General features: G+C 57.4%; 18 protein-coding genes. 9 read left to right on the plus strand and 9 right to left on the minus strand.

The annotated features are described in order from the left end of the window. The first annotated feature begins 17 nt into the window (after positions 1-17). From RHM59_RS14580 to RHM59_RS14615, 8 genes are all read left to right on the plus strand, one after another. Positions 18-2345 carry an MMPL family transporter gene (locus RHM59_RS14580; RefSeq protein WP_322286707.1) on the plus strand — a complete coding sequence of 776 codons (2328 nt, stop codon included), beginning with the start codon at positions 18-20 and terminating at the stop codon, positions 2343-2345. 76 nt (positions 2346-2421) lie between these two features. Continuing rightward, entirely contained in the window at positions 2422-3669 is a 1248-nt protein-coding gene (locus tag RHM59_RS14585; protein ID WP_322224508.1) for an NAD(P)/FAD-dependent oxidoreductase, read from the plus strand. Beyond that, the gene (locus RHM59_RS14590; RefSeq protein WP_322224509.1) at positions 3666-4412 is read left to right on the plus strand and encodes a class I SAM-dependent methyltransferase; all 747 of its coding nucleotides are present in this window, start codon (positions 3666-3668) and stop codon (positions 4410-4412) included. Before RHM59_RS14585 ends, RHM59_RS14590 begins: the two co-directional genes overlap by 4 nt. Beyond that, the gene (locus RHM59_RS14595; RefSeq protein WP_322224511.1) at positions 4409-4897 is read left to right on the plus strand and encodes a DUF3261 domain-containing protein; all 489 of its coding nucleotides are present in this window, start codon (positions 4409-4411) and stop codon (positions 4895-4897) included. The genes RHM59_RS14590 and RHM59_RS14595 overlap by 4 nt, the downstream gene beginning before the upstream one ends. Then, positions 4894-6090 (plus strand): beta-ketoacyl-[acyl-carrier-protein] synthase family protein, encoded by a 1197-nt coding sequence (locus RHM59_RS14600; protein ID WP_322167262.1) that lies wholly within the window; start codon positions 4894-4896, stop codon positions 6088-6090. Before RHM59_RS14595 ends, RHM59_RS14600 begins: the two co-directional genes overlap by 4 nt. Beyond that, complete coding sequence (locus tag RHM59_RS14605) at positions 6087-6542, plus strand: hotdog family protein (protein ID WP_322224513.1); 456 nt, start codon at positions 6087-6089, stop codon at positions 6540-6542. Before RHM59_RS14600 ends, RHM59_RS14605 begins: the two co-directional genes overlap by 4 nt. Beyond that, a complete protein-coding gene (fabG, locus tag RHM59_RS14610) occupies positions 6539-7267 on the plus strand; it encodes a 3-oxoacyl-ACP reductase FabG (RefSeq protein WP_322224515.1) in 729 nt (242 codons plus the stop codon). The genes RHM59_RS14605 and fabG overlap by 4 nt, the downstream gene beginning before the upstream one ends. Further along, on the plus strand, positions 7267-8493 hold the full coding sequence (locus RHM59_RS14615) for a beta-ketoacyl-ACP synthase (protein WP_322184261.1): 1227 nt from the start codon (positions 7267-7269) through the stop codon (positions 8491-8493). Before fabG ends, RHM59_RS14615 begins: the two co-directional genes overlap by 1 nt. 69 nt (positions 8494-8562) lie before the next feature. Here RHM59_RS14615 and RHM59_RS14620 read toward each other — a convergent pair whose 3' ends face one another. After that, positions 8563-9462, minus strand: a complete 900-nt coding sequence (locus RHM59_RS14620; RefSeq protein ID WP_322184263.1) for a LysR family transcriptional regulator — start codon at positions 9460-9462, stop codon at positions 8563-8565. Between the two features lie 116 nt (positions 9463-9578). Here RHM59_RS14620 and RHM59_RS14625 point away from each other — a divergent pair, with 116 nt between their 5' ends. Next, a complete protein-coding gene (locus RHM59_RS14625; RefSeq protein ID WP_416195020.1) occupies positions 9579-10871 on the plus strand; it encodes an MFS transporter in 1293 nt (430 codons plus the stop codon). 52 nt (positions 10872-10923) lie between these two features. Here RHM59_RS14625 and RHM59_RS14630 read toward each other — a convergent pair whose 3' ends face one another. From RHM59_RS14630 to aroK, 8 genes are all read right to left on the minus strand, one after another. Beyond that, the gene (locus RHM59_RS14630; protein ID WP_322167255.1) at positions 10924-11436 is read right to left on the minus strand and encodes a cytochrome b; all 513 of its coding nucleotides are present in this window, start codon (positions 11434-11436) and stop codon (positions 10924-10926) included. 73 nt (positions 11437-11509) lie between these two features. Further along, a complete protein-coding gene (gene hemE / locus RHM59_RS14635) occupies positions 11510-12580 on the minus strand; it encodes a uroporphyrinogen decarboxylase (RefSeq protein ID WP_322167254.1) in 1071 nt (356 codons plus the stop codon). Between the two features lie 101 nt (positions 12581-12681). Further along, positions 12682-16017, minus strand: coding sequence for a dermonecrotic toxin domain-containing protein (locus RHM59_RS14640; RefSeq protein ID WP_322224517.1), 3336 nt, complete (start codon positions 16015-16017; stop codon positions 12682-12684). A gap of 220 nt (positions 16018-16237) precedes the next feature. After that, complete coding sequence (locus RHM59_RS14645) at positions 16238-17656, minus strand: FAD-dependent oxidoreductase (RefSeq protein WP_322167251.1); 1419 nt, start codon at positions 17654-17656, stop codon at positions 16238-16240. 120 nt (positions 17657-17776) lie between these two features. Then, a complete protein-coding gene (gene gltB, locus RHM59_RS14650) occupies positions 17777-22222 on the minus strand; it encodes a glutamate synthase large subunit (protein ID WP_322224519.1) in 4446 nt (1481 codons plus the stop codon). 366 nt (positions 22223-22588) lie between these two features. Then, the gene (locus RHM59_RS14655) at positions 22589-24202 is read right to left on the minus strand and encodes an AAA family ATPase (RefSeq protein ID WP_322224521.1); all 1614 of its coding nucleotides are present in this window, start codon (positions 24200-24202) and stop codon (positions 22589-22591) included. 10 nt (positions 24203-24212) lie between these two features. Continuing rightward, positions 24213-25319, minus strand: coding sequence for a 3-dehydroquinate synthase (gene aroB / locus RHM59_RS14660; RefSeq protein ID WP_322167248.1), 1107 nt, complete (start codon positions 25317-25319; stop codon positions 24213-24215). 157 nt (positions 25320-25476) lie between these two features. Beyond that, complete coding sequence (aroK, locus tag RHM59_RS14665) at positions 25477-25995, minus strand: shikimate kinase AroK (RefSeq protein WP_322167247.1); 519 nt, start codon at positions 25993-25995, stop codon at positions 25477-25479.

Below are 25995 nucleotides of genomic sequence, written 5' to 3' on the forward strand. Positions count from 1 at the left end.
CGATTAAACACACATTGATGGAATACTGGCTGCCGCGTTTATTCCTGATCGTGCTGCTGGCGGTACTGGCCCTGGCAGGCTGGCAATGGCGCGACGGTCCTCCGTTGTCGGCCAACTTGATGGAATTGGTTCCCGGATCAACCCCAGACGCCTTGGAATTGCGCGCCGAAGAGCGCATGCAAGAGCCGCTCAACCGCGAAATGCTAGTGCTGGTCGGGCACGCCGACCGCCAACAGGCCATCGATCTCGCGCAAAAACTCGGTGAACAATGGCAAGCCAGTGGCCTGTTCGAAAAGGTCCAATGGAACCTCCAGGCGGACTTGCCGGGCGTGCGCCAACAATTGCTGCAAGGGCGATTGGCGATGTTGTCGCCGACAGATCGCAGCCAGTTGATCAATCAACCCCAAGCTTTTATTCAGCAACGGGTCGAAAGCCTGTTTGACCCGTTCACCGGCTTCAGTCTGGTCGCCAGCCAGGATGACTGGCTTGGCCTGACCGGACGCATTCAAAACAGCCAGCCGCAACATGGTTCGGTGCAGCTCGATATCGGCAGCGGTGCCCTGATCGCCAACGCAGATGGCAAAAGCTGGGTATTGCTGCGCGCCAGAACCACGGGCAATGCGTTTGATATGCACTTGCCGATGCAGGTCGCGGACTTGCTCAGCGCCGCGCGGGTGCAGGCCCATCAAACCGATGCGCAACTGCTGGCTGCCAGCGGCCTGCTGTACGCCGCCAACGGTCAGCGCCAAGCCACTCGCGAAATTACCTGGGTGGGCGGCGGCGCCACCTTCGGAATTTTGTTATTGCTGTTATTGGCCTTCCGTCGTTGGCGGGTGCTGCTGGCATTCGTGCCGGTGGTAATTGGCATGCTGTTCGGCGCGGTGACCTGTGTCGCGCTGTTCGGGCATATGCACGTCATGACGCTGGTGCTGGGTTCAAGCCTGATCGGCGTGGCAGTGGATTACCCACTGCACTCGCTGTCGAAAAGCTGGAGCATGAAACCCTGGCGAAGCTGGCCGGCGTTGCGCCTTACAGTGGGCGGCCTGAGCTTGAGCCTGGTCACCAGTTGCATCGGTTACTTGGCCTTGGCCTGGACGCCGTTTCCAGCACTGACGCAGATCGCAGTGTTCTCCGCCGCCGGCCTCGTGGGCGCTTATTTGACTGCCGTGTGCCTGTTGCCGGCGATGCTCAACACCCTCGAACTGCGTCCGGCCCAATGGCCATTACGTGTCGCCGAACGCTTGATGAGCTGGCGTGAGGCCCTGCTTCGGCGCGTTGGCACACCTGTTCTGCTGGTGCTGTTGCTGGTGTTTTGTGCCGCCGGGCTGTGGCAATTAACCACCAAAAACGACATTCGCCAATGGATCGGCGCGCCGCCGCAACTGCTGGCCGAAGCGCAGGCCATTGCGCGTATCACCGGTTATCAACCCACCAGTCAATTCTATTTGGTGCGCGCCGCCAATCAACAGCAACTGCTGCAGAGGCAAACCGAGTTAAGCCAGCGCCTCGATCAACTGGTCAGCCTGGACAAGTTGCAGGGTTACTTATCGCTGAACCAGCTGCTGAGCTCACCTTGCGAACAACACCAGGTGCGGGATGCGTTGGGTAAGTTGCCCTTGTTTTGGCAACCGCTGATTGACCTCGGTGTTCCCCAAGCCAATCTTCAAGCGGAGCTGACGCGGCTGCAGATGCTGCCGGACCAAGACATCGACGCCGCACTGGCCGGACCGCTGGGCGAACCGTGGCGCACATTATGGCTGGGGTCGACCGCTGATGGCGTCGCGGGCATGGTCAGCCTGCGCGGCTTGAACGACGCTAATTTGTTACGCGTGCAGGCGTTAGACATTGAAGGCGTGCAACTGGTTGATCGTCTCGGCGACTTGAACAGCGTGTTTGCCGCCACGCAAATCAGTGCGGCGGAGCTCAAACTGCTGTCTTGCGCGCTGATCGCACTGCTGTTGATTCTGCCGTTTGGTCTCAAGGGCGCGCTGCGGATCATCGCGTTGCCACTGCTGGCCGCGCTGTGCAGCTTGGCGAGCCTCGGCTGGATGGGCCAACCGCTGACCCTGTTCAGCGTGTTCGGACTGCTGCTGGTCACGGCCATCAGTGTCGATTACGCGATTTTGATGCGGGAGCAGATCGGCGGTGCGGCAGTCAGCCTGCTCGGGACCCTCCTGGCGGCCGTCACCACATGGCTATCGTTTGGTTTACTGGCGATTTCAAGCACGCCTGCGGTGAGCAATTTTGGTTTGTCGGTGAGTCTCGGTCTGGCTTTCAGCTTCATGCTCGCGCCATGGGCCGGCCGTCAAGCGGATGCCAAAACCGTTAGCGAGGCCGCCGTATGATGAGCGTGCTGCTGTTTGCTTTGGCGGGCATGTACCGAACTTTCATTAAGAATGCCGAACAGGCAAGGGAGCCTTTGTGCCAATAGCTGAAATGGAGCGACGCCAAGTTGTGGTCATTGGGGCTGGGCCTTCCGGCGCGATTGCCGCTGCACTGTTGAAACGCCAGGGTCACGACGTACTGGTCGTTGAGCGTCAGCTTTTCCCGCGTTTTTCCATTGGCGAAAGCCTGCTGTCCCATTGCCTGGATTTCGTCGAAGAAGCCGGCATGCTCGACGCGGTAAACGCGGCCGGGTTTCAAATGAAGAACGGCGCGGCCTTCGCCTGGGGAGATCGTTGCTCCCATTTCGACTTTGGTGACACATTCAGCAACGGCAAACCGACCACCTTTCAAGTAGAGCGCGCCAGCTTCGACAAGCTGCTTGCCGATCAGGCCGCACTGCAAGGCGTGGAAATCCGTTATCAGGAAGAAATCATCGCCGTCGATTTTGACGCGGCAAAACCCACCCTTCGAGCGCGTCGTGCAGACGGCAGCCTGTACAGCGTAGAGGCAGATTTTGTCCTTGATGCCAGCGGTTATGGCCGCGTGTTGCCGCGCTTTCTGGACCTCGAAGCACCGTCGAGCTTTCCGGTTCGCCATGCGGTGTTCACCCACATCGAAGACCGTATCGATGACCCACGCTTCGACCGCCTGAAAATTCTCATCACCACCCACCCCGTACATCGCGACGTGTGGTTTTGGCTGATCCCCTTCAGCAATGGCCGCTGTTCACTGGGCGTGGTCGGGGCGGTCGAAAAGATCAAAGACAAACCCGCAGACTTCGATGCGTGCCTGCGAGCGTTTATCGCCGAAGCACCCGAGCTGGAACGCCTGCTGCACGCCGCTGTGTGGGACACGCCGGCACGGACCATCGAGGGTTACTCTGCCAACGTAAAATCCTTGCACGGCAAGGGCTTCGCTTTACTGGGCAACGCCGCTGAGTTTCTTGATCCGGTGTTCTCGTCTGGCGTGACCATCGCCATGCGTTCGGCGAGCATGGCCGCGGCCGTGTTGAAACGTCAGTTGCAGGGCGAAACCGTTGATTGGGAGAGCGAATTCGCTGTGCCACTGAAACGTGGCGTGGACACCTTCCGCGCCTATGTCGAGGGTTGGTATGACGGCAGTTTTCAGGACGTTATTTTCCATCCTGGCAGTTCCCCGGAGATCCGCCGCATGATCAGTTCGATTCTCGCCGGTTATGCCTGGGACGAACGCAACCCGTTTGTCAGTGAACCCAAGCGCCGCTTGCGGATGATTGCGCAAATTTGCGCGAGCAGCGCCCCATGAGCGCCCACAATTTCAGCGAGACCTACGTCGAGGAAACTCGTTTCGGCTTATGGTTTCTGCGCAGCCACACCTGGCAGCATCATGTCCTGCGCGTCGCGATTAACGATCTGCGCCGGTTGTTCAATGACGGCTCGGGCACGCCTCCGCCCTCCGACCCAGTGTTGCTCGATGTCGGTTGCGGTCAGGGAAAATCATTTCAGCGCTTGAAAGAGGTGTTCTCACCGGCGCGGTTATTGGGCGTGGACGCCGATCCGCGGAGCCTGACACTGAGCCGGACTGAAGCTCGGATACGCAGTATCAGCGTCGAGCTTACCGGCAGCGATTGTGCACAGTTGCCAATGCCGGACGCCAGCGTAGATCTGTTGTTTTGCCATCAGACGTTTCACCATCTGGTGGAGCAGGAAAAAGCTCTCGCCGAGTTCTATCGGGTGCTGAAACCGGGTGGTTATTTACTGTTTGCCGAATCGACCAAGGCCTATATCGATACCTGGGTCATCCGCTGGTTGTTTCGCCACCCTATGCAGGTGCAGAAAAGCGCGGCGCAGTACCTGGAAATGCTCCGCGGCCAGGGATTTGAGTTCGGCCCGCAAAACGTCTCGTATCCGTACCTGTGGTGGAGTCGCGCCAAGGATTTCGGTTTGTTGGAGCGTTTCGGACTGAAGCGTCCGGCGCCGTTTGGTCAGCGCGATGAAACCCTGGTCAACGTGGTGGCGCGCAAACCCGTGCAAGGCGCTGCCGGATGATTCGTCGTCTACTGCTCAGCCTTGGCTTTTTGCTGCTGTGTGCCTGCGCCAGCCAAGCGCCGCTGCCTGAACATTCGCCGCAACTGGCGCTGCCGATGCAACTGCATATTTTGCGCGAACAGGCTGAGCAGCGTCAGGACTGGTTGTTGGTGATCCAACAGGAAAGCGGCGGCCTGCGTTGGTCGTTGATGGACCCGCTCGGAATCCCGGTCGCGCGCCAACGCTTGGTTGACGGTACGTGGCAGGCTGACGGTTTGTTGCCGCCCAACCCACAAGCCCGAGAACTGTTCGCTGCATTGCTGTTTGCCCTGACCCCTGCCGCCCAATTGCGCAGCAACTACCCAGCAGCGCGAATTAATGCCGGGCAGCGCGACCTTGGCAGCCGCTGGCACGTTGAGTACCGTCTGCCCCTGGTATTCGATGTACGGATGGATCAAGGCGTGGCGTATCACGTCAGCCCCTTGAATGAAGAGGCCAACCCATGACGGCCTACCTAAACGCCTTGGGCGTGATCTGTGCGCTTGGGGCTGATAAGGCCAACGTCGCTCGCGCGCTGTTTTCGGGTGATTGTTCGGGCATGCGTGACGACAGCGGTTGGGTGACTGGGCGCTCTTTCCCAGTCGGGGCTGTTCAAGGTGAGCTGCCATCTATCCCCAACGAATTGGCCCAGCACAGCAGCCGCAACAATCAGCTGTTGTTGGCCGCCGCGCTGCAAATCGAGGACGAGATTCGGCAGGCGATCAAACATTTCGGCCCGTCAAGGATTGGCGTGATTCTCGGCACCAGTACCTCAGGGATCGATGAAGCCAGCCGTGGTCTCGCCGCCTACCTGCGGGATCAAGTATTCCCCGCCGATTATGACTATCAGCAACAAGAACTTAGCGCCCCGGCGAATTTTCTTGCGGCGTGGCTGGACCTCAGCGGACCGGCGTATGTGATTTCTACCGCCTGCACGTCCAGCGCCAGGGCCTTGCTCAGCGCCCGGCGGTTGCTCGACATGGGTCTTTGCGACGCGGTGTTGTGTGGCGGCGTCGACAGTTTGTGCAAGCTGACACTGTGTGGATTTTGCGCACTGGAAGCGGTCTCGGCACAACGCTGCAATCCGTTTTCAAGCAATCGCAATGGGATCAATATCGGCGAAGCCGCCGTGTTGTTTTTGATGACTCGCGAAGCCAGCGGCACCCACCCGATTGCTCTGCTGGGTGCGGGCGCCACGTCGGACGCGCACCATATTTCCGCGCCGGAACCTAGCGGCCGGGGCGCGCAGGAAGCCATGCAAAAAGCCCTGAGCAACGCCGGCTTACAGGTCGAAGACATCGGTTATCTGAACCTGCATGGCACTGCGACTCAACACAACGACGCCATGGAAAGCTTCGCCGTGGACGCGGTATTCCCCAACGGCGTGCCCTGCTCTTCGACCAAGCCATTGAGCGGTCATACCCTCGGTGCCGCCGGGGCGTTGGAAGCAGCGTTTTGCTGGTTGTGCCTGGCCCCTGAAAACAGCGAAAACGCTCTGCCTCCGCACGCTTGGGACGGTCAAGCCGATCCGCTATTACCCGCGCTACAGTGGGTCGAACCCGGCCAATGTTTGACGTACGCCCATCCCCGTCGACTGATGAGCAATTCTTTCGCGTTCGGTGGCAACAACGTCAGCCTGATTATTGGAGACGCCTCGTGATCAACTGGCCGCTTGCCGAACTGTTGCCCCACGCCGGGAACATGATCCTCATTGATCGGGTGCTGTCGTTCGATGCTGAGCAAATCCACACCCAGCTGACGGTGCGCCCTAATGGTCTGTTCAACCGCGCCGATGGCAGCCTGCCCGCCTGGGTCGGCGTCGAACTCATGGCGCAAAGCATCGCCGCGTTCGCTGGCTGTCACGCCCGTGAACAGGGCAAACCGGTGCAGTTGGGGTTTTTGCTGGGGACACGCAAGTTCGAATGCAACGTCGAGCATTTTCCCGTCGGTACTGAACTGACGATCCACGCCCTTTGCTCGTTGCAGGATGACGCTGGCATGGGCGTGTTTGAATGCCACTTGAGAGCCCCCGGCATTCACGCCACGGCGCGCCTTAACGTGTACTGCCCGCCCCAGCCCGCCGCCTATCTTGCCGAAGGAGTTCCCGCATGACTGAATCGATACTGGTCACCGGCTCCAGCCGTGGCATTGGCCGCGCCATTGCACTGCGCCTGGCTCAAGCCGGGTATGACTTGATCCTGCATTGCCGCAACGGTCGAATTGAAGCCGAAGCGGTACAGGTTGAAATCCAGTCTATGGGCCGCGCCGCGCGTATCTTGCAATTTGACGTCGCCGATCGAGCGGCCTGCAAAGCCATTCTCGAAGCCGACGTGGAAACCCATGGCGCGTATTACGGGGTGGTCTGCAACGCCGGACTTACCAGGGACGGCGCGTTCCCGGCGCTGACCGATGAAGACTGGGATTTGGTGATGCGCACCAATCTCGATGGCTTTTATAACGTGCTGCACCCGGTGATGATGCCGATGATTCGACGCCGTGCGGCGGGACGTATCGTCTGCATTACCTCGGTCTCGGGGATGATCGGCAACCGTGGGCAGGTCAATTACAGTGCGTCGAAAGCCGGGATCATTGGCGCCGCTAAAGCACTGGCCATCGAACTGGGCAAACGCAAGATCACCGTCAACTGCGTCGCGCCCGGTTTGATCGACACCGCGATGCTCGACGAAAACGTGCCGGTGGAAGAATTGATGAAGATGATCCCGGCACAACGCATGGGCACCCCCGAAGAAGTCGCAGGTGCCGTGAATTTTCTGATGTCGGCCGAAGCGTCCTACATCACCCGCCAGGTCTTGGCAGTCAACGGAGGCCTGTGCTGATGAAGCGCGTCGTCGTCACCGGCATGGCCGGCATCACCTCGTTAGGCAGTGATTGGGCCAGCATTCAGGCTAATTTCATCGCCAATCGCAGCGGCATTCGGCGGATGGATGAGTGGAACCGTTTCACAGAGCTCAACACCCGGCTCGCGGGGCCTATCGATGATTTCGCCGTGCCCAAACACTGGAACCGTAAGCAATTGCGCAGCATGGGCCGAGTCTCGCGGCTGGCCGTCGGGGCCGCCGAACAAGCACTCCTCGACGCCGGTTTGTTGGGCGACGCGATCATTCGGGACGGACGGATGGGGGTGGCCTGCGGCTCGTCCACCGGCAGCACCGACGAGATCAAAGCCTTCGGCAATATGCTGCTCAATTCGGTGGCCGAAGGGCTAAACGCCAACTCTTATGTGCGGATGATGCCGCACACCACGGCCGCAAATATCAGCATCTTCTTTGGTCTGACCGGGCGCTTGATTCCCACGTCCAGCGCCTGCACCAGCGGCAGCCAAGGCATCGGTTACGCCTATGAGTCGATCAAGTTTGGCCGGCTGCCATTGATGCTCGCCGGCGGCGCTGAAGAACTGTGTCCAACCGAAGCCATGGTGTTTGATGCGCTGTACGCCACCAGCTTGAAAAATGACGCTCCGCACACCACTCCGCGCCCTTACGACAGCGCGCGTGATGGCTTAGTCATCGGTGAAGGCGGCGGCATGCTGGTGCTCGAAGAGCTGGAACATGCCTTGGCCCGAGGTGCGCACATTCATGCTGAGATCGTCGGTTTCGGCAGCAATGCCGACGGCGCTCACTCCACCCGCCCGGAGCAAATCACCATGCGCCGCGCCATGGAGTTGGCCCTGGAAGACGCAGGCCTGACGCCCGACGCGATCGGTTACGTCAACGGTCACGGCACCGCCACCGAACAAGGCGACATCGCCGAAACCCTGGCCACCAACAGCTTGTTCGGCCCGCGCATGCCCATCAGCTCGCAGAAAAGCTTTCTCGGCCACACCTTGGGCGCCTGTGGTGCACTGGAGTCGTGGTTCTGCATCGAAATGATGAACCGCGACCGTTATGTTCACACCCTCAACCTCGACGTTATCGACCCCCAGTGCGGCGAGCTGGACTACCTACGCGGCGAAATGCGCCAGATGAGCAATCAGTACGTAATGAACAATAATTTTGCCTTCGGTGGTGTGAACACGTCACTGATATTCAAGCGTTGGGCGTGAGTTGACCACGCAGGTTCCTATCTGAGCCAACTTGTTGGCTCGTACAGATTGATGAACCACAGAGCAACGTTAGTCTTGGACTACAGCCTGTTGAGTTAACAACTCAACAAACGCCTTGGCCATCGGTGAATGTTGGTCTTTGCGTTGCACTAGCCAAACGGCCGTGTTGGCGCCTTCGTCCAGTACCGTCAGATAGACCACGCCGTCGATTCGCATCCGTTGGTAAGACGCTGGCAACACGGTCACGCCCAGTCCTGCCGCGACCAACCCAATGATGGTCATAGGCTCGCCAGCCTCTTGGGTTATCTGCGGACTGAATCCGGCTTGAAGTGCCAGGCTCAATAATTGTGCATACAAACCGCTGCCGTAGGTTCGGGGGAAAAAAACGAAAGGCTCCGCAGCCAACGCGGACAAATACAATCCTTTCTCACTGCCCGCCGCCAACGGATGGTCAGCACGAATAATCGCCACCAAGGGCTCGCGGAACAGCTCCACGGCGACCAGTGAATCCGGCAGTGGCAAGGGACGCATGATCCCGACTTGCACCGAGTTTTCCACCAACGCCTCGGCGGTCTCCCTGCTGCTCATTTCCTGTAAAGCCAAGTGGACGGCAGGAAAAGCCTGACGAAACGCGAAGATCGCTTGGGGAATGCTGGAGTTGAACGGCGCCGATGCCGTGAAGCCAATCTTCAGTTCACCGAGCTGCCCCAACTGGGCACGACGCGCCACATCGGCGGCTTTCCCGACTTGGGCCAAGACTAGGCGCGCCTCGTCAAGGAACAACCGGCCAGCCTCACTCAACTCAACCCGACGGTTGGTACGATCAAATAGTCTCGCTCCGACCTCTTTTTCCAGCGCCTGAATTTGCTGACTTAACGGCGGTTGAGAAATACCTAACGCCAGCGCGGCCCTGCCAAAGTGCAGTTCTTCGGCTACGGCGATGAAGTAGCGCAGATGACGTAATTCCATGAACCCACCATTAGGTCTTTTTAAATATCAAACAGGTCGAACAATATATTGGAAAGAATCATTAGCGAGCTATATTCTTTTTTACATTGCTTGCCGCACACGCCATCGAGGTCATTTTGAAAACTGCTGTTGCTCTACCCTCCGAGATTGCCGATGGCCGACGTCGCCAACAAGCGCCTGTCCGTGGTGGGATCGAGGCACTGGAAGAAATCTATATCGAGAAAGGCACGCCCCTATTTTTACGGACGGTGCTGGCATTGTTCTCTGGCGGTTTTGCGACCTTTACGTTGCTGTATTGCGTGCAACCGCTGATGCCGGTGCTGTCCCGCGAATATTCAATTAATGCCGCACAAAGCAGCCTGATTCTGTCGGTCGCCACCGGCATGCTCGCCTTCGGCTTACTGATTACCGGACCGATTTCAGACCGGCTCGGGCGAAAACCGGTGATGGTGACGGCGCTGTTTTGTGCTGCCCTGTTCACCCTGCTTGGCGCCTTGATGCCGACGTGGGAAGGAATTCTGCTGATGCGCGCACTGGTTGGCCTGTCGCTCAGCGGTTTGGCGGCAGTGGCGATGACCTACCTGAGTGAAGAAATTCACCCTCAACACATCGGTTTGGCGATGGGCCTTTACATCGGCGGTAATGCCATTGGCGGCATGAGCGGTCGGGTGATCACTGGGGTCTTGGTGGATTATGTGAGCTGGCACACCGCGATGCTGGTCATTGGCGGCCTGGCGATGATCGCTGCGGCGGTGTTTTGGAAGATTCTCCCGGAATCACGCAACTTCCGTCCGCGCTCATTGCACCCTCGCAGCCTGCTTGATGGCTTCACCTTGCAGTTCCGTGATGCAGGCCTGCCGTGGCTGTTCCTCGAAGGTTTTCTGCTGATGGGCGCGTTTGTGACGATGTTCAACTACATCGGCTACCGCTTGCTGGCCGACCCTTATCATTTGAGTCAGTCGTTAGTCGGTCTGTTCTCGCTGGTGTACCTGTCGGGCATCTACAGCTCGGCGAAGATCGGCGCATTGGCCGATAAACTCGGCCGACGCAAAGTGCTGTGGTCGGTCATCGTCTTGATGCTGGTCGGCATCGCAGTAACGATGTTCAACCCATTGTCGATGGTCATCATTGGCGTGCTGTTGTTCACGTTCGGCTTCTTCGGCGCGCACTCCGTCGCCAGCAGTTGGATCGGCCGTCGCGCAATCAAGGCCAAGGGCCAGGCATCGTCGCTGTATTTGTTTTGCTACTACGCAGGCTCCAGCATAGCGGGCACTGCGGGCGGTTTTTTTTGGCATTACGCAGGGTGGAATGGTATCGGCGCGTTCATCGGGGTGTTGTTGGTGGCAGCATTGGCGGTGGCATTGCGCTTGGCGAAGTTGCAGCCATTGGGGACGAACGCTCAGGGCTGATGTTTCCTGCGCTACAAAAACGCCCGGAAGCCGGACGTTCCAGTTCCAGCGCTTAAAGCGACATCCGCTGGATTATCCGTGCCCCACTGACCTCGTGCTTGATCACGCCAGCAATGTGCATCACGACCAATACAGCCAACAGTGCGCAGGCCACCTCATGAACAGTAAACAACGCTGCCAACCAGCGCGGGTCATTGATCAGGTTCGGGATGCTGATCGCGTTAAAAACGTTGATGGGCCGTTCCATCATCAGCACACCGGTCACCAATACCAGGCTTACTGTCCCGTAGATCAACGACTGCACCAGCGCAGCGGTGAGTTGCTCGAATGGCTTGCCTGAGGAGGGCGCGGGCCTGACGTGGGTCTGTCGAGCGTAAAACCGAAGGATAAACACCGGAATGAATAAGGTGCCCACCGACACGTTAACGAATGCCACCCATTTTTTGATCTCCGGGTTCACCGGCAACAGGCCGGTATAAAAGCCGCTGACCAACGCCCAACAAATCACTAACGCTGAAATCCAGTGCAAGGTGACCATGAGCTTTGAATATTTTTGAATGTTCATTGCCCTGCTTATTTCTACCCAACAAAAAAACCTGCTACGGCGAGTGCGGTAGCAGGAACGGGGTGAAAACTACTTAGTCTGCGTGATACTGCGCCGACATTTCATGCACCGCTTCCATAAAGACGCCTGCGTTAGCCGGGTCAACTTCAGGCGTAATGCCATGACCGAGGTTGAAGACGTGTCCGGTGCCGCTGCCGTAACTGGCGAGGATGCGTGAGACTTCGCTGCGGATTGCGGCAGGATTAGCGTAAAGCACGGTCGGGTCCATGTTGCCTTGCAATGCGACTTTGTTGCCGACGCGCTGACGGGCTTCGCCGATGTCGCACGTCCAGTCCAGGCCCAGTGCATCAGCGCCCGCGTCAGCAATGCTTTCCAACCACAGGCCGCCGCCTTTGGTGAACAGGATGACCGGCACTTTGCGCCCGTCGTGTTCACGGATCAGGCCGTTGACGATTTTGCGCATGTAGGCCAGTGAGAATTCCTGATATGCCGCTGCCGACAGGCTACCGCCCCAACTGTCAAAGATCTGCACCGCTTGTGCGCCCGCGAGGATCTGGCCGTTGAGGTACGAGGTTACGGACTGCGCCAATTTATCCAGCAACAGATGCATGGCCTGTGGATTGTCGTAGAGCATGGCTTTGGACTTGCGGAAATCTTTCGATGAACCGCCTTCGACCATATACGTCGCCAGGGTCCATGGGCTGCCAGAGAAGCCAATCAAGGGCACGCGGCCGTTGAGCTCGCGGCTGATGGTGCTGACGGCGTCCATTACGTAGCCAAGGTCTTTCTGCGGATCAGGAATCGGCAGCGCTTCGATGTCGGCTAAGGTACTGACGGTTTTCTTGAAGCGCGGACCTTCGCCGGTTTCAAAATACAGACCAAGGCCCATGGCGTCCGGGATGGTCAGAATGTCGGAGAACAGGATGGCCGCGTCCAACTGGGGGTAGCGGTCCAGCGGTTGCAGTGTGACTTCGCAAGCGAACTCCGGATTCATGCACAGGCTCATGAAATCACCGGCCTTGGCGCGACTGGCGCGGTACTCCGGCAGATAACGACCGGCCTGACGCATCATCCACACGGGGGTGACATCGACGGGCTGCTTTAGCAGGGCACGAAGGAAACGATCGTTCTTCAGGACAGTCATGTCGGCATCCGGTTAAAAAGTGTGGGCATTTTCTCAGAGACGGACGCAAAAGGCACGGCAAGAGCCGTGCCTTTTATCTATCGAGGCGATTTGTCGCAGGTTTAGTGAGTATCAACCTTGTTAAATATCAGTTGCATCGCCCTTTTGGATTTAGGGTTTTTAGGATTTAACGTTGGCCGGTCGAACCATAAGCGCCAATTTCCTCGCCCGGTGCTTTGTCCGATGCCCGGAAGATCCAAGGTATAGAGACCACCCGCAGAGGGGTGCAATTTGCCTTCACCGTTAAGTAAGTACCTTTCAACAGCAGTGTTAATGGCGGCGGCAAGGTCATCATTCGGGAGACGTTTTTGAGCATCCTTAAACGCATGACTGTCTAAGAAGTCACCCATTTCAATTGTGAAATTCTTCTTACCGACCGACGAAACATTTACAGAACTGGCTGCTGCCGGCGCATCGCTGACGTTAGAGGCTTTGGCAGCTTTCGCAGCTTTTTTCGCGCCCTTACCTGGCCCTCCCCCCGATAATCCGATGTTGTTGTAATTCCAGTTTCCCTGTTCATCAATGCGAATGGGCATCTGGTAATAAGCATCCGGTCTTCGCGGATCGATAACACGCCATGTGGCGTTATCGGCATCGTACCGAATAGGAAAGGTCTTCCCTGCACGCTGGCCATAAAAACTCGAAGGGCCGGAAATATTCGCTTTTTCATATACGCCGCTGTAGACGCCGTCGGTACGTAATTTCAACCCTCCAGGCTTATCCGACAAGACCGTTGCCGGTGTCAGCCCGCCAAAGCGCGTCCTGTTCGCTTTTGGTTTGTTGCTCCCTGGTAAACCATCAGTCAGAAGTAACGCGGCCTGTACAAAATGCACAGCAGCGCTGCTATTCCCCTCGCCCACCGCGCGAACCCCCCGCGAAACGGCATAAATACTGCGCGCGGCAGCGATGGGCAATCTGACCTTAAACGGCGTGAACTCAATCGCCAATTCGGCCAATGAGCTAGCAATGGTCCAGGCCGTTTGCCAGTTGACCTCGCTAGTGCTGGTCGTTTGCGCATTGACTTGATCGATAATGCGCTGAACTTCAGCCTCGTAACTGGCGAAGTAGACGTTCTCAGCAATTACCCGGGAAGATGTGACTTTCAAGTGGCCCTCACTTATAAGTGTGCCAAATACTTCACCCAATGCGGTTTTCGGCTCAACAGGCAGCCTGCTTATCAGATAGTCAGCTAACAGAGAATTAGCGAATAGTTTCTCCAGCATTTCCTGCTCACTGGCATATTCACGGAAACTCACGCTGTCCGGTGCCGAGGGCGTATAGACCACTACACTCGGAATGCTTTGCCTGGATTCGGGAGCGATTATTAACACCCCCTGCAACGTCAGACCATCGAATTGGCCAGGGGAGTAAACCCCCGGTGGGCCGTAATAATGCAAGTTAGTCGGCGTCGAATCGGTGAGCTTAACTTCCTGCACCCGAATGCGGTGACCTTCAACCCGTGCGCTCGCCTCGCCATCGACCGCGCGATCAAGAACGGCCATTACCCACTTATAGCCTCGGTCCGCGAGTTCTGGCGGCAAACTACCGTCGCCTAGAAAATCCATGGCCATTTTGGCTTCGATGGCGTCCAGACGCATTTGCGCATCCATGACCCGTGCATATTGATCGCGACTCCACTGGCCATGAAAGGAGGTCAGCAAACGCTGCTTCAGAAATGCGGTGTAGCTGTCGCCCACATTTAGTTCGCGGACGAGACTGTGCACGTAACGGCTGCTTAATTCCTTAATTGGAATCTCGCTTTTATCAACGAAGCTCGCCGTCAGCAAAAAGTTTAAATCGAAGAGGCTTATATTTTGCAAACAGAGCTGAGGGAGACTGCACCGTGTCGGAGTAATGTTAAGTCCCCCGCCGACTACCGGAGGAACCGCACCGCCGGGCCCAAGACCTACCGGCCCCTGATAGGGTGTCCACTCACTGTTGGTGATCTCGACCGTTATATCATCCGGATCCAGCCGCAAACCCAGGTCGAATTCAAGGCGGTCTCTGAGCAGGTTTTTGGCGTAAACGCGCAGTTGATCGGCATCGCCGTATTCACTGAGGCTTGGAAGCGCAGGCGCTTGCGCTTCTATCAACGCCTGACGATAGTTCTGAGTAGCATTGTTCCAAATGAGTTTGTCCGCGGTTGAGGCCTGCTTCATCCAATCGGGCAGCGACGCCTCCTTAACTTGCAAAGGTTGCTGCGGGTCATACCAACCGCCGCTCGCAGCGGCGGCGACATTGCCTAGCATCAGGCGTAAACCGTCAACATCGGTATCAGAATGCATCCCGAGACTTAAACGTTCATGAGGTTGCAGCACCGATGCAATGGCCAGATAAAAGGTGTCGGTGCCGCCACTGAAACGGTAAACCTCATCATTGCCGAGGTTTTTCGCCGCGTAGTAACCATTGCCGCTATGTAACAAAACAATTGAGGCTGTCGACGGCTCAGGGTCAATAACATACTTGCCTTCCTGATCGACTTCGGCGATCAATAATTGGTAACCCAAAAGACTCTTTAATATACGTTGGGCGCAGGTTCTAGTGAGTGCGTCAGCATCTTCGTTGTAGGTTCTTTTATGGAAAATGCCATCAAGCGCTCGGTCATTACGCCATTCTTCTACGGAATGATTCAAAGCTTTAATAAAGGAAGCAGGCAATACATCTTTATCCAAAAAATCTTGTTCCTCTGCCTCCGACAGAGGGAATCGGTCCAACAGCGCATTGAGACGCTCGGCGGGGACTGAGGGGCTCAGTGCCAATAACACCTTTAATACAGGTGAATGCTCGTGAACTTGCTGTAGCCAAAGAGGCAAGAAGCGGTTGCGATGGCTGAAGTAGGGATCGCACTTCATCGCGCCATCGTCCCAGAGCAAAGCCTCAAATACAGCGGCTCGCTCTGACTTGAGTAAATCAACCAGCTGCTTGCGTAGCGTAACAATGCGCCCGTCTGGGCTGGAGCTGTTCGGAAAGTCACCGCCAACCCCCAGTTGAGAACCCGCAGGAAGTTGGCTGATGATGAGCGGGAGCAGTTCTTCGTCGCCGTCGTCTGACGAGGTGGCATATTCGCCAGAGCGATCCTGCACCACTGAAACACTGTGTTTAATAACGCTGGGGTCACTGCCTTTAAGATAGGTCGCGATGGTATCGCCGTTTTCGTTGACGACCTTAAGTTGCACGTCCGATGGCCACTCGGTGAGTTGAGGCAGCAGACAAAAGATCAGCGGCTCGCTGTCCAGCGGAAAAAAACCTTTTCCGATGAATTTTTCGATGAACTGCTTGATGGTCCGATCTGTCTTTTCGCGAGCGCGTTGCTCTCGGGCTGACACTGAGCTTGGCATGAAGCCGGTGGCACTTTCGGAAAGCATGGATCGAAGAGGCGTTGCGGTAGGTGCTGTCATGATTGCATCCTTGCAAATGACATGGGTGTGGAGGAGGACAACACTGGCGGCGACCTCCCCGTAATTGAAGAGGTGCACGCTAGCACACTGTGCAAACAGAAATAGCGCTCGGAAATATCAGGAAAACACAGTACCTGTAGAAGCCACACGTTAGTGATGGGCCATCGGACCTTATAGCAGCCTTTAGCAGTTTCTACAGAAACCTGTGCAGCGGCTGAATTTAAAGGCCCAGGTAGTCCAGAATCCCTTCGGCCGCGTTACGGCCTTCGAAAATGGCCGTTACTACCAAGTCAGAACCACGAACCATGTCGCCACCCGCGAAGATTTTCGGGTGGCTGGTCTGGTGCTTGAATTGCGCCTGTTCCGGGGCGATAACGCGACCTTGGCTGTCGGTCTGGATGCTGAACGCTTCGAACCACTGCGCTGGGCTTGGACGGAAACCGAAGGCGATGACGACGGCGTCTGCCGGAATAATCTCTTCAGAACCCGGAATCGGCTCAGGGCTGCGTCGGCCGCGGGCATCAGGCTCGCCAAGACGAGTCTCAACCACTTTCACGCCTTCAACTTTGTCTTCACCCACGATAGCAATCGGCTGACGGTTGTAGAGGAATCGCACCCCTTCTTCCTTGGCGTTCTTCACTTCTTTGCGCGAGCCCGGCATGTTCGCTTCATCACGACGATATGCACAGGTTACCGACTTGGCGCCCTGACGAATCGCGGTACGGTTGCAGTCCATCGCAGTGTCACCACCGCCCAACACCACAATCTTTTTGCCCTTCATGTCGACGAAGTCTTCCGACGACTTTTCAAAGCCAAGATTGCGATTGACGTTAGCGATGAGGTAGTCGAGCGCGTCATGCACGCCCGGCAGGTCTTCACCGGCAAAACCGCCCTTCATGTAGGTGTAAGTGCCCATGCCCATGAACACGGCATCGTATTCTTCGAGCAGTTGATCCATGGTCACGTCCTTACCGACTTCGGTATTGAGACGGAACTCGATCCCCATGCCAGTGAAGACTTCGCGACGATGGCTCAGTACGGTTTTTTCCAGCTTGAACTCAGGAATACCGAAGGTCAGCAGACCGCCGATTTCCGGGTTCTTGTCGAACACCACCGGAGCCACGCCGCCGCGCACCAATACGTCGGCGCAACCGAGGCCCGCAGGCCCGGCGCCGATGATCGCAACCCGCTTACCGGTCGACACGACCTTGGACATGTCGGGACGCCAGCCCATGGCGAAGGCGGTGTCGGTGATGTATTTCTCGACCGAACCAATAGTCACCGCACCAAAACCGTCGTTGAGGGTGCAAGCGCCCTCACACAGACGATCCTGAGGACACACACGGCCGCAAACTTCCGGCAGCGTGTTGGTCTGATGCGACAGCTCAGCGGCGGCCAGAATGTTGCCTTCCGCAACCAGCTTGAGCCAGTTGGGAATAAAGTTGTGCACCGGGCACTTCCACTCGCAATACGGGTTACCGCAGCCCAAACAGCGGTGGGCCTGATCGGCCGATTGCTGGGGCTTGAACGGTTCATAAATCTCGACGAACTCTTTCTTGCGCTGACGCAAGAGCTTCTTCTTCGGATCTTTGCGCCCAACCTCGATGAACTGGAAGTCATTACTCAGACGGTCAGCCATTACTAAAAAACTCCTGACTGCAGCTTCAGGCTCTAGCTTCAAGCTGCAAGAAAATCATATCAAGCCCAAACCCCGCGCTGCTTCAAACTGCAGCTTGGGGCTTGAAGCTTATGGCTGCTCTTATTCCGGATTCGCTCGGGTACTGGACAGCAGCGATTTCAAGCTCGCTGCTTTAGGCTTCACCAACCAGAACCGACGCAAATAGTCATCGAGGTTTTCCGAGAGGTTACGGCCCCACTCGCTGTTGGTTTCCTCGACATATTCGGCCAATACACGCTGCAAATGGCTGCGGTTGGCTTCCATAGATTCGCCGCTGATCCGCTGGATTTCCACCAACTCGTGGTTAACCTTGTCGACGAAGGTGTTGTCTTGGTCCAGCACGTAGGCGAAACCACCGGTCATGCCGGAACCGAAGTTGTTACCGGTTTTGCCCAGCACGCAGATGAAACCGCCCGTCATGTATTCGCAGCAGTGATCGCCAGTGCCTTCGACAATCGCGTGGGCGCCGGAGTTACGTACACCGAAACGCTCGCCTGCGGTACCAGCAGCAAACAACTTGCCACCGGTTGCGCCGTACAAGCAGGTGTTGCCGATGATGGCGCTGTCCTGAGTCTTGAACGCACTGCCAACCGGTGGAACGATGACCAGCTTGCCGCCAGCCATGCCTTTACCCACGTAGTCGTTAGCGTCGCCTTCGAGGTACATGTTCAAGCCGCCGACGTTCCACACGCCGAAGCTTTGCCCGGCCGTGCCTTTAAAGCGGAACGTGATTGGGGCGTTGTCCATGCCGTGGTTGCCGTGCAGCTTGGCCACTTCACCGGAAATCCGCGCGCCGATGGAGCGGTCGCAGTTACAGATATCCAGTGAAAACTCGGCGCCGCTAAGTTCGACAATGGCTGGTTTGGCCAGCTCGACCATTTTCTCGGCCAGCAAGCCTTTGTCGAACGGCGGATTGCGGTCCACGGTGCAGAACTGAGCTTTGTCGGCAGGGATGTGATCGCTGCCCAACAGTGGCGTCAGGTCCAATTGCTGCTGCTTGGCAGTTTCGCCCGGCAGGATTTCCAGCAGGTCCGTGCGGCCGATCAGTTCTTCGAGGCTACGCACGCCCAACTTGGCCAACCACTCACGCGTCTCTTCGGCGACGAAGGTGAAAAAGTTGATCACCATGTCGACCGTGCCAATGTAGTGATCTTTGCGCAGCTTTTCGTTTTGGGTGGCAACCCCGGTGGCGCAGTTGTTCAGGTGGCAGATACGCAAGTATTTGCAGCCCAGCGCAATCATTGGCGCGGTACCGAAGCCGAAGCTTTCGGCGCCGAGGATCGCAGCCTTGATCACGTCGAGGCCGGTTTTCAAACCACCATCGGTTTGCACCCGGACCTTGCCGCGCAGGTCGTTGCCACGCAGGGTCTGGTGAGTTTCGGCCAAGCCGAGTTCCCACGGAGCGCCCGCGTATTTGATCGAGGTCAGCGGCGATGCACCGGTTCCGCCGTCGTAGCCGGAAATAGTGATCAGGTCGGCGTACGCCTTGGCGACGCCGGCCGCGATGGTACCGACGCCCGCTTCCGCGACCAACTTGACCGAAACCAGCGCTGCCGGGTTGACTTGTTTCAAGTCAAAAATCAGCTGCGACAAATCTTCGATGGAGTAGATGTCGTGGTGCGGTGGCGGCGAAATCAGGGTCACGCCAGGCACTGCATAACGCAGCTTGGCAATCAAACCGTTGACCTTGCCGCCTGGCAGTTGACCACCTTCGCCGGGCTTGGCGCCCTGCGCGACTTTGATCTGCATCACTTCAGCATTGACCAGGTATTCGGCGGTAACGCCAAAACGGCCGGTCGCGACTTGCTTGATCTTCGAGCTTTTGATCGTGCCGTAACGCGCAGGATCTTCGCCGCCTTCGCCGGAGTTAGAGCGCGCACCCAGGCGGTTCATGGCTTCGGCCAGGGCTTCGTGAGCTTCAGGCGACAGCGCGCCGAGAGAGATGCCTGCCGAGTCGAAACGCTTGAGAATCTTGTCCAGCGGCTCGATTTCTTCAATCGCCAACGGCTGGTCAAGGGTCTTGAGCTTGAACATGTCGCGAATCATCGACACCGGACGGGTGTCCACCAGCGTGGTGTATTCCTTAAACTTGCTGTAGTCCCCTTGCTGCACGGCGGCTTGCAGGGTAGTGACCACTTCAGGGTTGTAGGCGTGGTATTCACCGCCGTGCACAAACTTGAGAAGGCCGCCTTGCTGGATCGACTTCCGCGGGCTCCAGGCTTCGACGGCAAGCAGTTTCTGCTCGGCCTCGAGGTCGATAAAGCGCGCGCCTTTAATCCGGCTCGGCACACCACGGAAGCTCTGATTGACGATCTCGTCGGCCAAGCCGATGGCTTCGAACAATTGCGCGCCACGGTAGGACGCAACGGTTGAGATACCCATCTTCGACAGGATTTTCAGCAACCCTTTGGAGATGCCTTTGCGGTAGTACTTGAACGCTTCGTCCAGGTCCGCGAGCACTTCGCCGGTACGGATCAGGTCGGCCAATACTTCGTACGCGAGGAACGGGTAAACCGCTGAAGCGCCAAAACCGATCAACACCGCGAAATGGTGCGGGTCTCGGGCTGTGGCGGTTTCAATCAGGATGTTGCTGTCGCAACGCAGGCCTTTTTCGGTCAGGCGATGGTGTACCGCGCCGACTGCCAATGCAGCGTGAGCTGGCAGCTTGCCGGGGGCGATATGGCGATCGCTCAGTACCAACTGAGTTTTGCCCGCACGCACGGCTTCTTCAGCCTGATCGGCGATGTTCAGAATCGCCGCTTCAAGGCCAACGCTTTCGTCGTAGTTCAGGTCGATGAAATAACGCTCGAAACCCGGACGTTCCAGGGTCATCAGCGCACGCCACTTCGGCGGGGAAATAACCGGCGAGCTGAGAATCACCCGTGACGCGTGCTCAGGCGATTCCTGGAAGATGTTGCGCTCGGCACCGAGGCAGATCTCCAACGACATGACGATGGCTTCACGCAGCGGATCGATGGGCGGGTTAGTCACCTGCGCGAACTGCTGACGGAAGTAGTCATAAGGCGAGCGCACGCGCTGGGACAGCACGGCCATCGGCGTGTCATCACCCATGGAACCGACGGCTTCCTGGCCTTGTTCGGCCAACGGACGCAGCACCTGATCACGCTCTTCGAACGTCACCTGGAACATCTTCATGTATTGCTTGAGCTGGTCCGAGTCGTAGCTGGCTTCACCTTGATCATCGACCAGGTTGGCCTGGATGCGCAGGGCATTCTTGCGCAGCCATTGCTTGTACGGATGGCGCGATTTCAAGCGGTTGTCGATGGAGTCGGTATCCAGGATCTGGCCGGTCTCAGTGTCCACCGCGAAAATCTGCCCAGGACCGACACGGCCTTTGGCAATGACGTCTTCAGGCTTGTAGTTCCAGACACCGATTTCCGATGCCAGGGTGATGTAACCGTTTTTGGTGGTGACCCAACGTGCCGGACGCAGACCGTTACGGTCGAGCAGGCACACCGCGTGACGACCATCGGTCATTACGACACCGGCAGGGCCATCCCACGGTTCCATGTGCATGGAGTTGTATTCGTAGAACGCACGCAGTTCGGCGTCCATGGTGTCGGCATTTTGCCACGCAGGCGGAATCAGCATTCGCACGCCACGGAACAGGTCGATACCACCGGTCACCATCAGCTCAAGCATGTTGTCCATGCTCGATGAGTCGGAACCTACGCTGTTTACAAGCGGGCCAAGCTCTTCCAGGTCCGGCATCAGTTCGTTAGCGAACTTGGTGCGACGGGCCTGGGCCCAGTTGCGGTTCCCGGTGATGGTGTTGATCTCGCCGTTGTGGGCGAGAAAGCGAAAAGGCTGTGCCAGCGGCCATTTCGGCAGGGTGTTGGTCGAGAAACGCTGGTGAAACACGCAAATCGCGGTTTGCAGGCGTTCGTCACGGAGGTCTGGGAAAAAGGCCGTCAAATCGGCCGGCATCATCAGGCCTTTATAAATGATGGTCTTGTGCGAAAAGCTGCACACGTAATGCTCGCTGTCGGCGGCGTTGGCCACTGACGAGCGACGACGGGAGCTGAACAATTTGATCGCGAACGCTTGATCGCTGAGGCCTTCGCCACCGATGTAGACCTGCTCGATTTGCGGCAGACGCTCCAGGGCCAGACGGCCGAGTACGCTGGTATCAATCGGAACTTTACGCCAGCCGATCAATTGCAGACCGGCAGCCAGAATCTCACGGTTCATGTTTTCGCGCGCAGCGTCTGCTTTGGCCGTGTCCTGATTGAGGAACACCATGCCGACGGCGTACTGCTTGGGCAACTCTACATCGAAATGTTGCTGGGCCATGGCCCGCAAAAACGCATCGGGTTTTTGAATCAGCAGACCACAGCCATCGCCGGTCTTGCCGTCAGCATTGATCCCACCACGGTGGGTCATGCAGGTCAGGGCTTCGATGGCCGTCTGCAACAGGTTATGGCTCGCCTCGCCCTGCATATGGGCGATCAGGCCAAAACCACAGTTATCCTTGAACTCATCTGGATGGTACAGACCTGCTTTCATAGACACTTTCTCACCAGGCTGCCTCTTTTTGAGGCAATTTTCTTTTCAATTCAATCAGTTACCAACCGCGCCAGACGTTCGCCAGCTTTGCGGGGGCAAAAGGGAGGTCATTGTACACACCGACACAAAAGCTCACAAACTCGGCGACGAACAGTCGCAAATCTATGTCGCATTGATGAAAGGTTTAAAGCTAGAAGTTGTGCTAGTCAAAGTCTTTTTTATGAAATCGACCAGACTGCCCTAAATCATCGCTTATGCCTGTAACACAGACACCAGAAGGCGCGCTGCGGTTAAGCAGCACGCTCACGCGAGATTTCGGGAGTGCCGTATCGGCGACCCACGCTTTTAGCGCAGGCCGCCAGCATATCAGCGACTTGCGGCCAGTTCCTGTTGGATGCTGGCGACAGTACGAGGCCAAGGTTTACCAGCCTGAACCTTGGCTGGCAATACCTTGATGGCTGCGCTAGCAGCTGCGTGGGTAGAAAAATTGCCGTAGGTCACGACATACAAGGGTTTGCCCTGCAGGGTTTTCTTGAAATAACGGTATTCGCCGCCTTGTTCGTGAACATAGGTCTGAGCGGTGGTTTCGGAACTGGTGCCCAGGATTTGCACGACGTAGTTGCCCGGCGCCTGACCGGCGTACCAGTTACCGCCAACAGCTGGCTTGGCCGCAGCGGCCACTGGTTTCTCTGCAACCTTCGGCGCTGGTTTGGCCGTAGCGACTTGAACCGACGCAGGCTTGGCAACTGGCGCCGACTTGGCAGCCGCGACCGGGACAGCGCGAGTAGCAACAGGTGCAGCCGTTGGTGCCGGGCCAGCAGGAACGCCAACCGGTGGCGCGGTGGTAGTCACGGTGGGCGGCTGAAGATTGCCCGCCGGGCCGCCTTCGTCACCATCGCTACCGCCCGCGGCTTCAGCCAGCGGACCGCGCATGACCGGCTGCGACTTGCCCACCAATGGTAATGGCATGGGTTGTGAATTGCCGGCGAACTCAATCGCTGGACCACCCTGATTATTCGATTGCTGAGCGGCAGGCTGGCCCTGACCGAGTGGCAACTGCGCCTGAGCATTGACCGGCGCGGTGGCGGCAGGCGCCGTGGCGGTGTTATTGGCGTTACGGCCCGGCATCAGCCATGCGGCCAATATTCCGACGACAACGACGGCTCCTAAAGCCAGTACATGTTTCTTTGGCATCTTGAACCCCATACTTGGACGCTTAACCGCCGTGCGGCTAGCGATCATGGCTTCGATCATGGCATCGCGGGCGACCTGGTTGATCGCGCCCGGCCAGCCGCTGGAATGCTCGTGAATATCGGCAATCTGATCAGCCGTGAACAATTCGATGCCTTGACCGGCACCGTCCAGTCGCTGAGCCAGGTACTCGCGCGTTTCCTCTTCGGTGTAGGGTTGCAACTCGATGACGTGGAAGCGTTCTTGCTCTTGCACTTCCTCTGCGCCGAGCTGATCCAGGCGGTCGATCAACGACGACTCGCCAAACAGGAAGACATGCGGACGACCTTCTTGCGTCCCCACGGCCAACCCAAGCAAGGCTTCGAGTGCGGATTCCCCAAGTTGTTCGGCATCGTCGACCAATAAATAGACTTCTTGCCCGGTCAACGCCAGCTGCACGACCTGCGACAGGATCGCGCGCATCTCTGGCTGAACGACACCAAGGGCTTGGGCAACCTGACGAAGTACACCTGTGGCATCGGTGGCACCGCGTGCCGATATGACCACACTTTGCACCGACTGCTTATTGGTGCTGGCCACAAGAGCTTGACGCAATAACGTCTTGCCGCTGCCTTGGGGGCCAGTGACGACTAACAATAACTCGCTGTAGCGCGCCAGGTGATGGAGCTGGCCGAGTACCGGTTTACGCTGCGCCGGGAAAAATTTGAAGCCAGGTACCCGCGTTGCAAAGGGGTCATGACTCAACTGGTAATGGCCGAGAAAGGCCTCGTCGGCATGCAAACTAGTCATGGATTTTTCATTAACCTCTAAGCTGATCCACCAGGGTCCGGTAGTCCGTTCCCAGCGTGGCCTGTAATACTTCTTTCGGATAATCGGCCGTCACGACAGCTTCGCCAATCCGCCGTAGCAGGACCAGACGCAAACGTCCGTCGATGACTTTCTTGTCAATGGCCATGTGTTCGAGGAAATCCTCCTCGGTCATGTTTTCCGGCGGTACTACCGGCAATCCAGCGCGCTGAAACAAGCGAATACCGCGATCACGCTCCTGCTGGGTGATCCAGCCCAGGCGGGCGGACATCTCGAGTGCCATGACCGTACCTGTTGCAACCGCTTCGCCATGCAGCCATACGCCGTAACCCATATGGGTCTCAATGGCATGCCCAAAGGTGTGGCCCAGATTCAGCGTTGCTCGAAGGCTGCCGGTCTCGCGCTCGTCAACACCGACGACTGCCGCTTTTGCCGAGCAAGAGCGCTCGATGGCAACCGTCAGCGCCGCTTGGTCGAGGGCGCGCAACTGGTCAACGTTTTCTTCAATCCAGGTCAGAAACGGCTCATCGCAGATAAGGCCGTATTTGATGACTTCCGCCAATCCGGCCGACAGCTCACGCTCAGGCAAGGTGTTCAGGGTGGTGGTGTCGATCAGTACAACATTGGGCTGATAAAACGCGCCCACCATGTTTTTGCCTAGCGGATGATTGATCCCGGTTTTACCACCCACGGACGAATCGACCTGGGACAACAAAGTGGTTGGAATCTGAATGAAATCTACGCCGCGCTGATAACAGGCGGCTGCAAAACCGGCCATGTCGCCGATCACGCCGCCACCCAAGGCAATAACCGTGGTGCGGCGATCATGCCGTGCAGTGAGCAGAGCATCGAAAATGGTTTGCAGGGTTTCCCAGTTCTTGAACGCTTCGCCGTCAGCAAGCACCACCGGCAACACGTTGTAATTGCTCAGCGTGCGGGTCAGTCGCTCAAGGTAAAGGGGCGCAACGGTCGCATTGGAAACAATCGCCACCTGCCGTCCGGCAATGTGTGGCGCCAGCAGTTCAGGCCGATCCAGCAAGCCTTCGCCAATGTGAATCGGGTAGCTTCGTTCGCCCAGCTCGACCGTAAGTGTCTGCATGTGTCCCCACGCTGATAAAGAGTGCGCCTGCCGCGTCATCTCTGAGTCTGATTATGAAATCATGGCTGCTATAAAAATCATGGCTTTACGCCACATCGCAACGCTGTTTTTTATGCCAAGGGTGAGTGACGGAGGATAACGCATTTCGCTCCACGCTTTAACGGGGAGCGAGTTCGGCCAAGCGGGCCAAAATGTGTAATACCACCATTCGCGGCGGCCGCTCATCGGTTTCCACCACCAAATCAGCGATTTCTCGATAGAGCGGATCACGGATTTCCAGCAGTTCGCGCAGCACGCGGGCGGGGTCGGCGGTTCGCAACAAAGGTCGGTTACGGTCACGGGCAGTGCGCCCGACTTGTTGCTCTACCGAGGCATGCAAATACACCACGCGCCCACCCGCATGGAGCGCCTGGCGATTCTCGCTGCGCATGACTGCTCCGCCACCGGTGGCGAGCACGATGCCGTCGGCCTCGCACAGTTCAGCAATCATTTGCTGTTCGCGATCGCGGAAGCCTGGCTCGCCCTCTTTGTCGAAAATCCACGGAATGTTGGCACCGGAACGCAGTTCAATTTCCTTGTCGGAATCTTTGAACGGCAAGCGCAACTCTTTGGACAGCAATCGACCGATGGTGCTTTTGCCCGCCCCCATCGGCCCTACAAGTATTATATTTCGCAC

Origin of the sequence: Pseudomonas sp. MH10, from assembly GCF_034353045.1 — a bacterium.
Classification (GTDB): Bacteria; Pseudomonadota; Gammaproteobacteria; order Pseudomonadales; family Pseudomonadaceae; genus Aquipseudomonas.

What these genes read in the sequence shown, in the direction of transcription:
- RHM59_RS14580 (WP_322286707.1), top strand. Translation starts at nt 18, where the DNA reads ATGGAATACTGGCTGCCGCGTTTATTCCTGATCGTGCTGCTGGCGGTA.
- RHM59_RS14590 (WP_322224509.1), top strand. Translation starts at nt 3,666, where the DNA reads ATGAGCGCCCACAATTTCAGCGAGACCTACGTCGAGGAAACTCGTTTC.
- RHM59_RS14595 (WP_322224511.1), top strand. Translation starts at nt 4,409, where the DNA reads ATGATTCGTCGTCTACTGCTCAGCCTTGGCTTTTTGCTGCTGTGTGCC.
- RHM59_RS14600 (WP_322167262.1), top strand. Translation starts at nt 4,894, where the DNA reads ATGACGGCCTACCTAAACGCCTTGGGCGTGATCTGTGCGCTTGGGGCT.
- fabG (WP_322224515.1), top strand. Translation starts at nt 6,539, where the DNA reads ATGACTGAATCGATACTGGTCACCGGCTCCAGCCGTGGCATTGGCCGC.
- RHM59_RS14615 (WP_322184261.1), top strand. Translation starts at nt 7,267, where the DNA reads ATGAAGCGCGTCGTCGTCACCGGCATGGCCGGCATCACCTCGTTAGGC.
- RHM59_RS14620 (WP_322184263.1), bottom strand. Translation starts at nt 9,462, where the DNA reads ATGGAATTACGTCATCTGCGCTACTTCATCGCCGTAGCCGAAGAACTG.
- RHM59_RS14630 (WP_322167255.1), bottom strand. Translation starts at nt 11,436, where the DNA reads ATGAACATTCAAAAATATTCAAAGCTCATGGTCACCTTGCACTGGATT.
- hemE (WP_322167254.1), bottom strand. Translation starts at nt 12,580, where the DNA reads ATGACTGTCCTGAAGAACGATCGTTTCCTTCGTGCCCTGCTAAAGCAG.
- RHM59_RS14640 (WP_322224517.1), bottom strand. Translation starts at nt 16,017, where the DNA reads ATGACAGCACCTACCGCAACGCCTCTTCGATCCATGCTTTCCGAAAGT.
- RHM59_RS14645 (WP_322167251.1), bottom strand. Translation starts at nt 17,656, where the DNA reads ATGGCTGACCGTCTGAGTAATGACTTCCAGTTCATCGAGGTTGGGCGC.
- gltB (WP_322224519.1), bottom strand. Translation starts at nt 22,222, where the DNA reads ATGAAAGCAGGTCTGTACCATCCAGATGAGTTCAAGGATAACTGTGGT.
- RHM59_RS14655 (WP_322224521.1), bottom strand. Translation starts at nt 24,202, where the DNA reads ATGACTAGTTTGCATGCCGACGAGGCCTTTCTCGGCCATTACCAGTTG.
- aroB (WP_322167248.1), bottom strand. Translation starts at nt 25,319, where the DNA reads ATGCAGACACTTACGGTCGAGCTGGGCGAACGAAGCTACCCGATTCAC.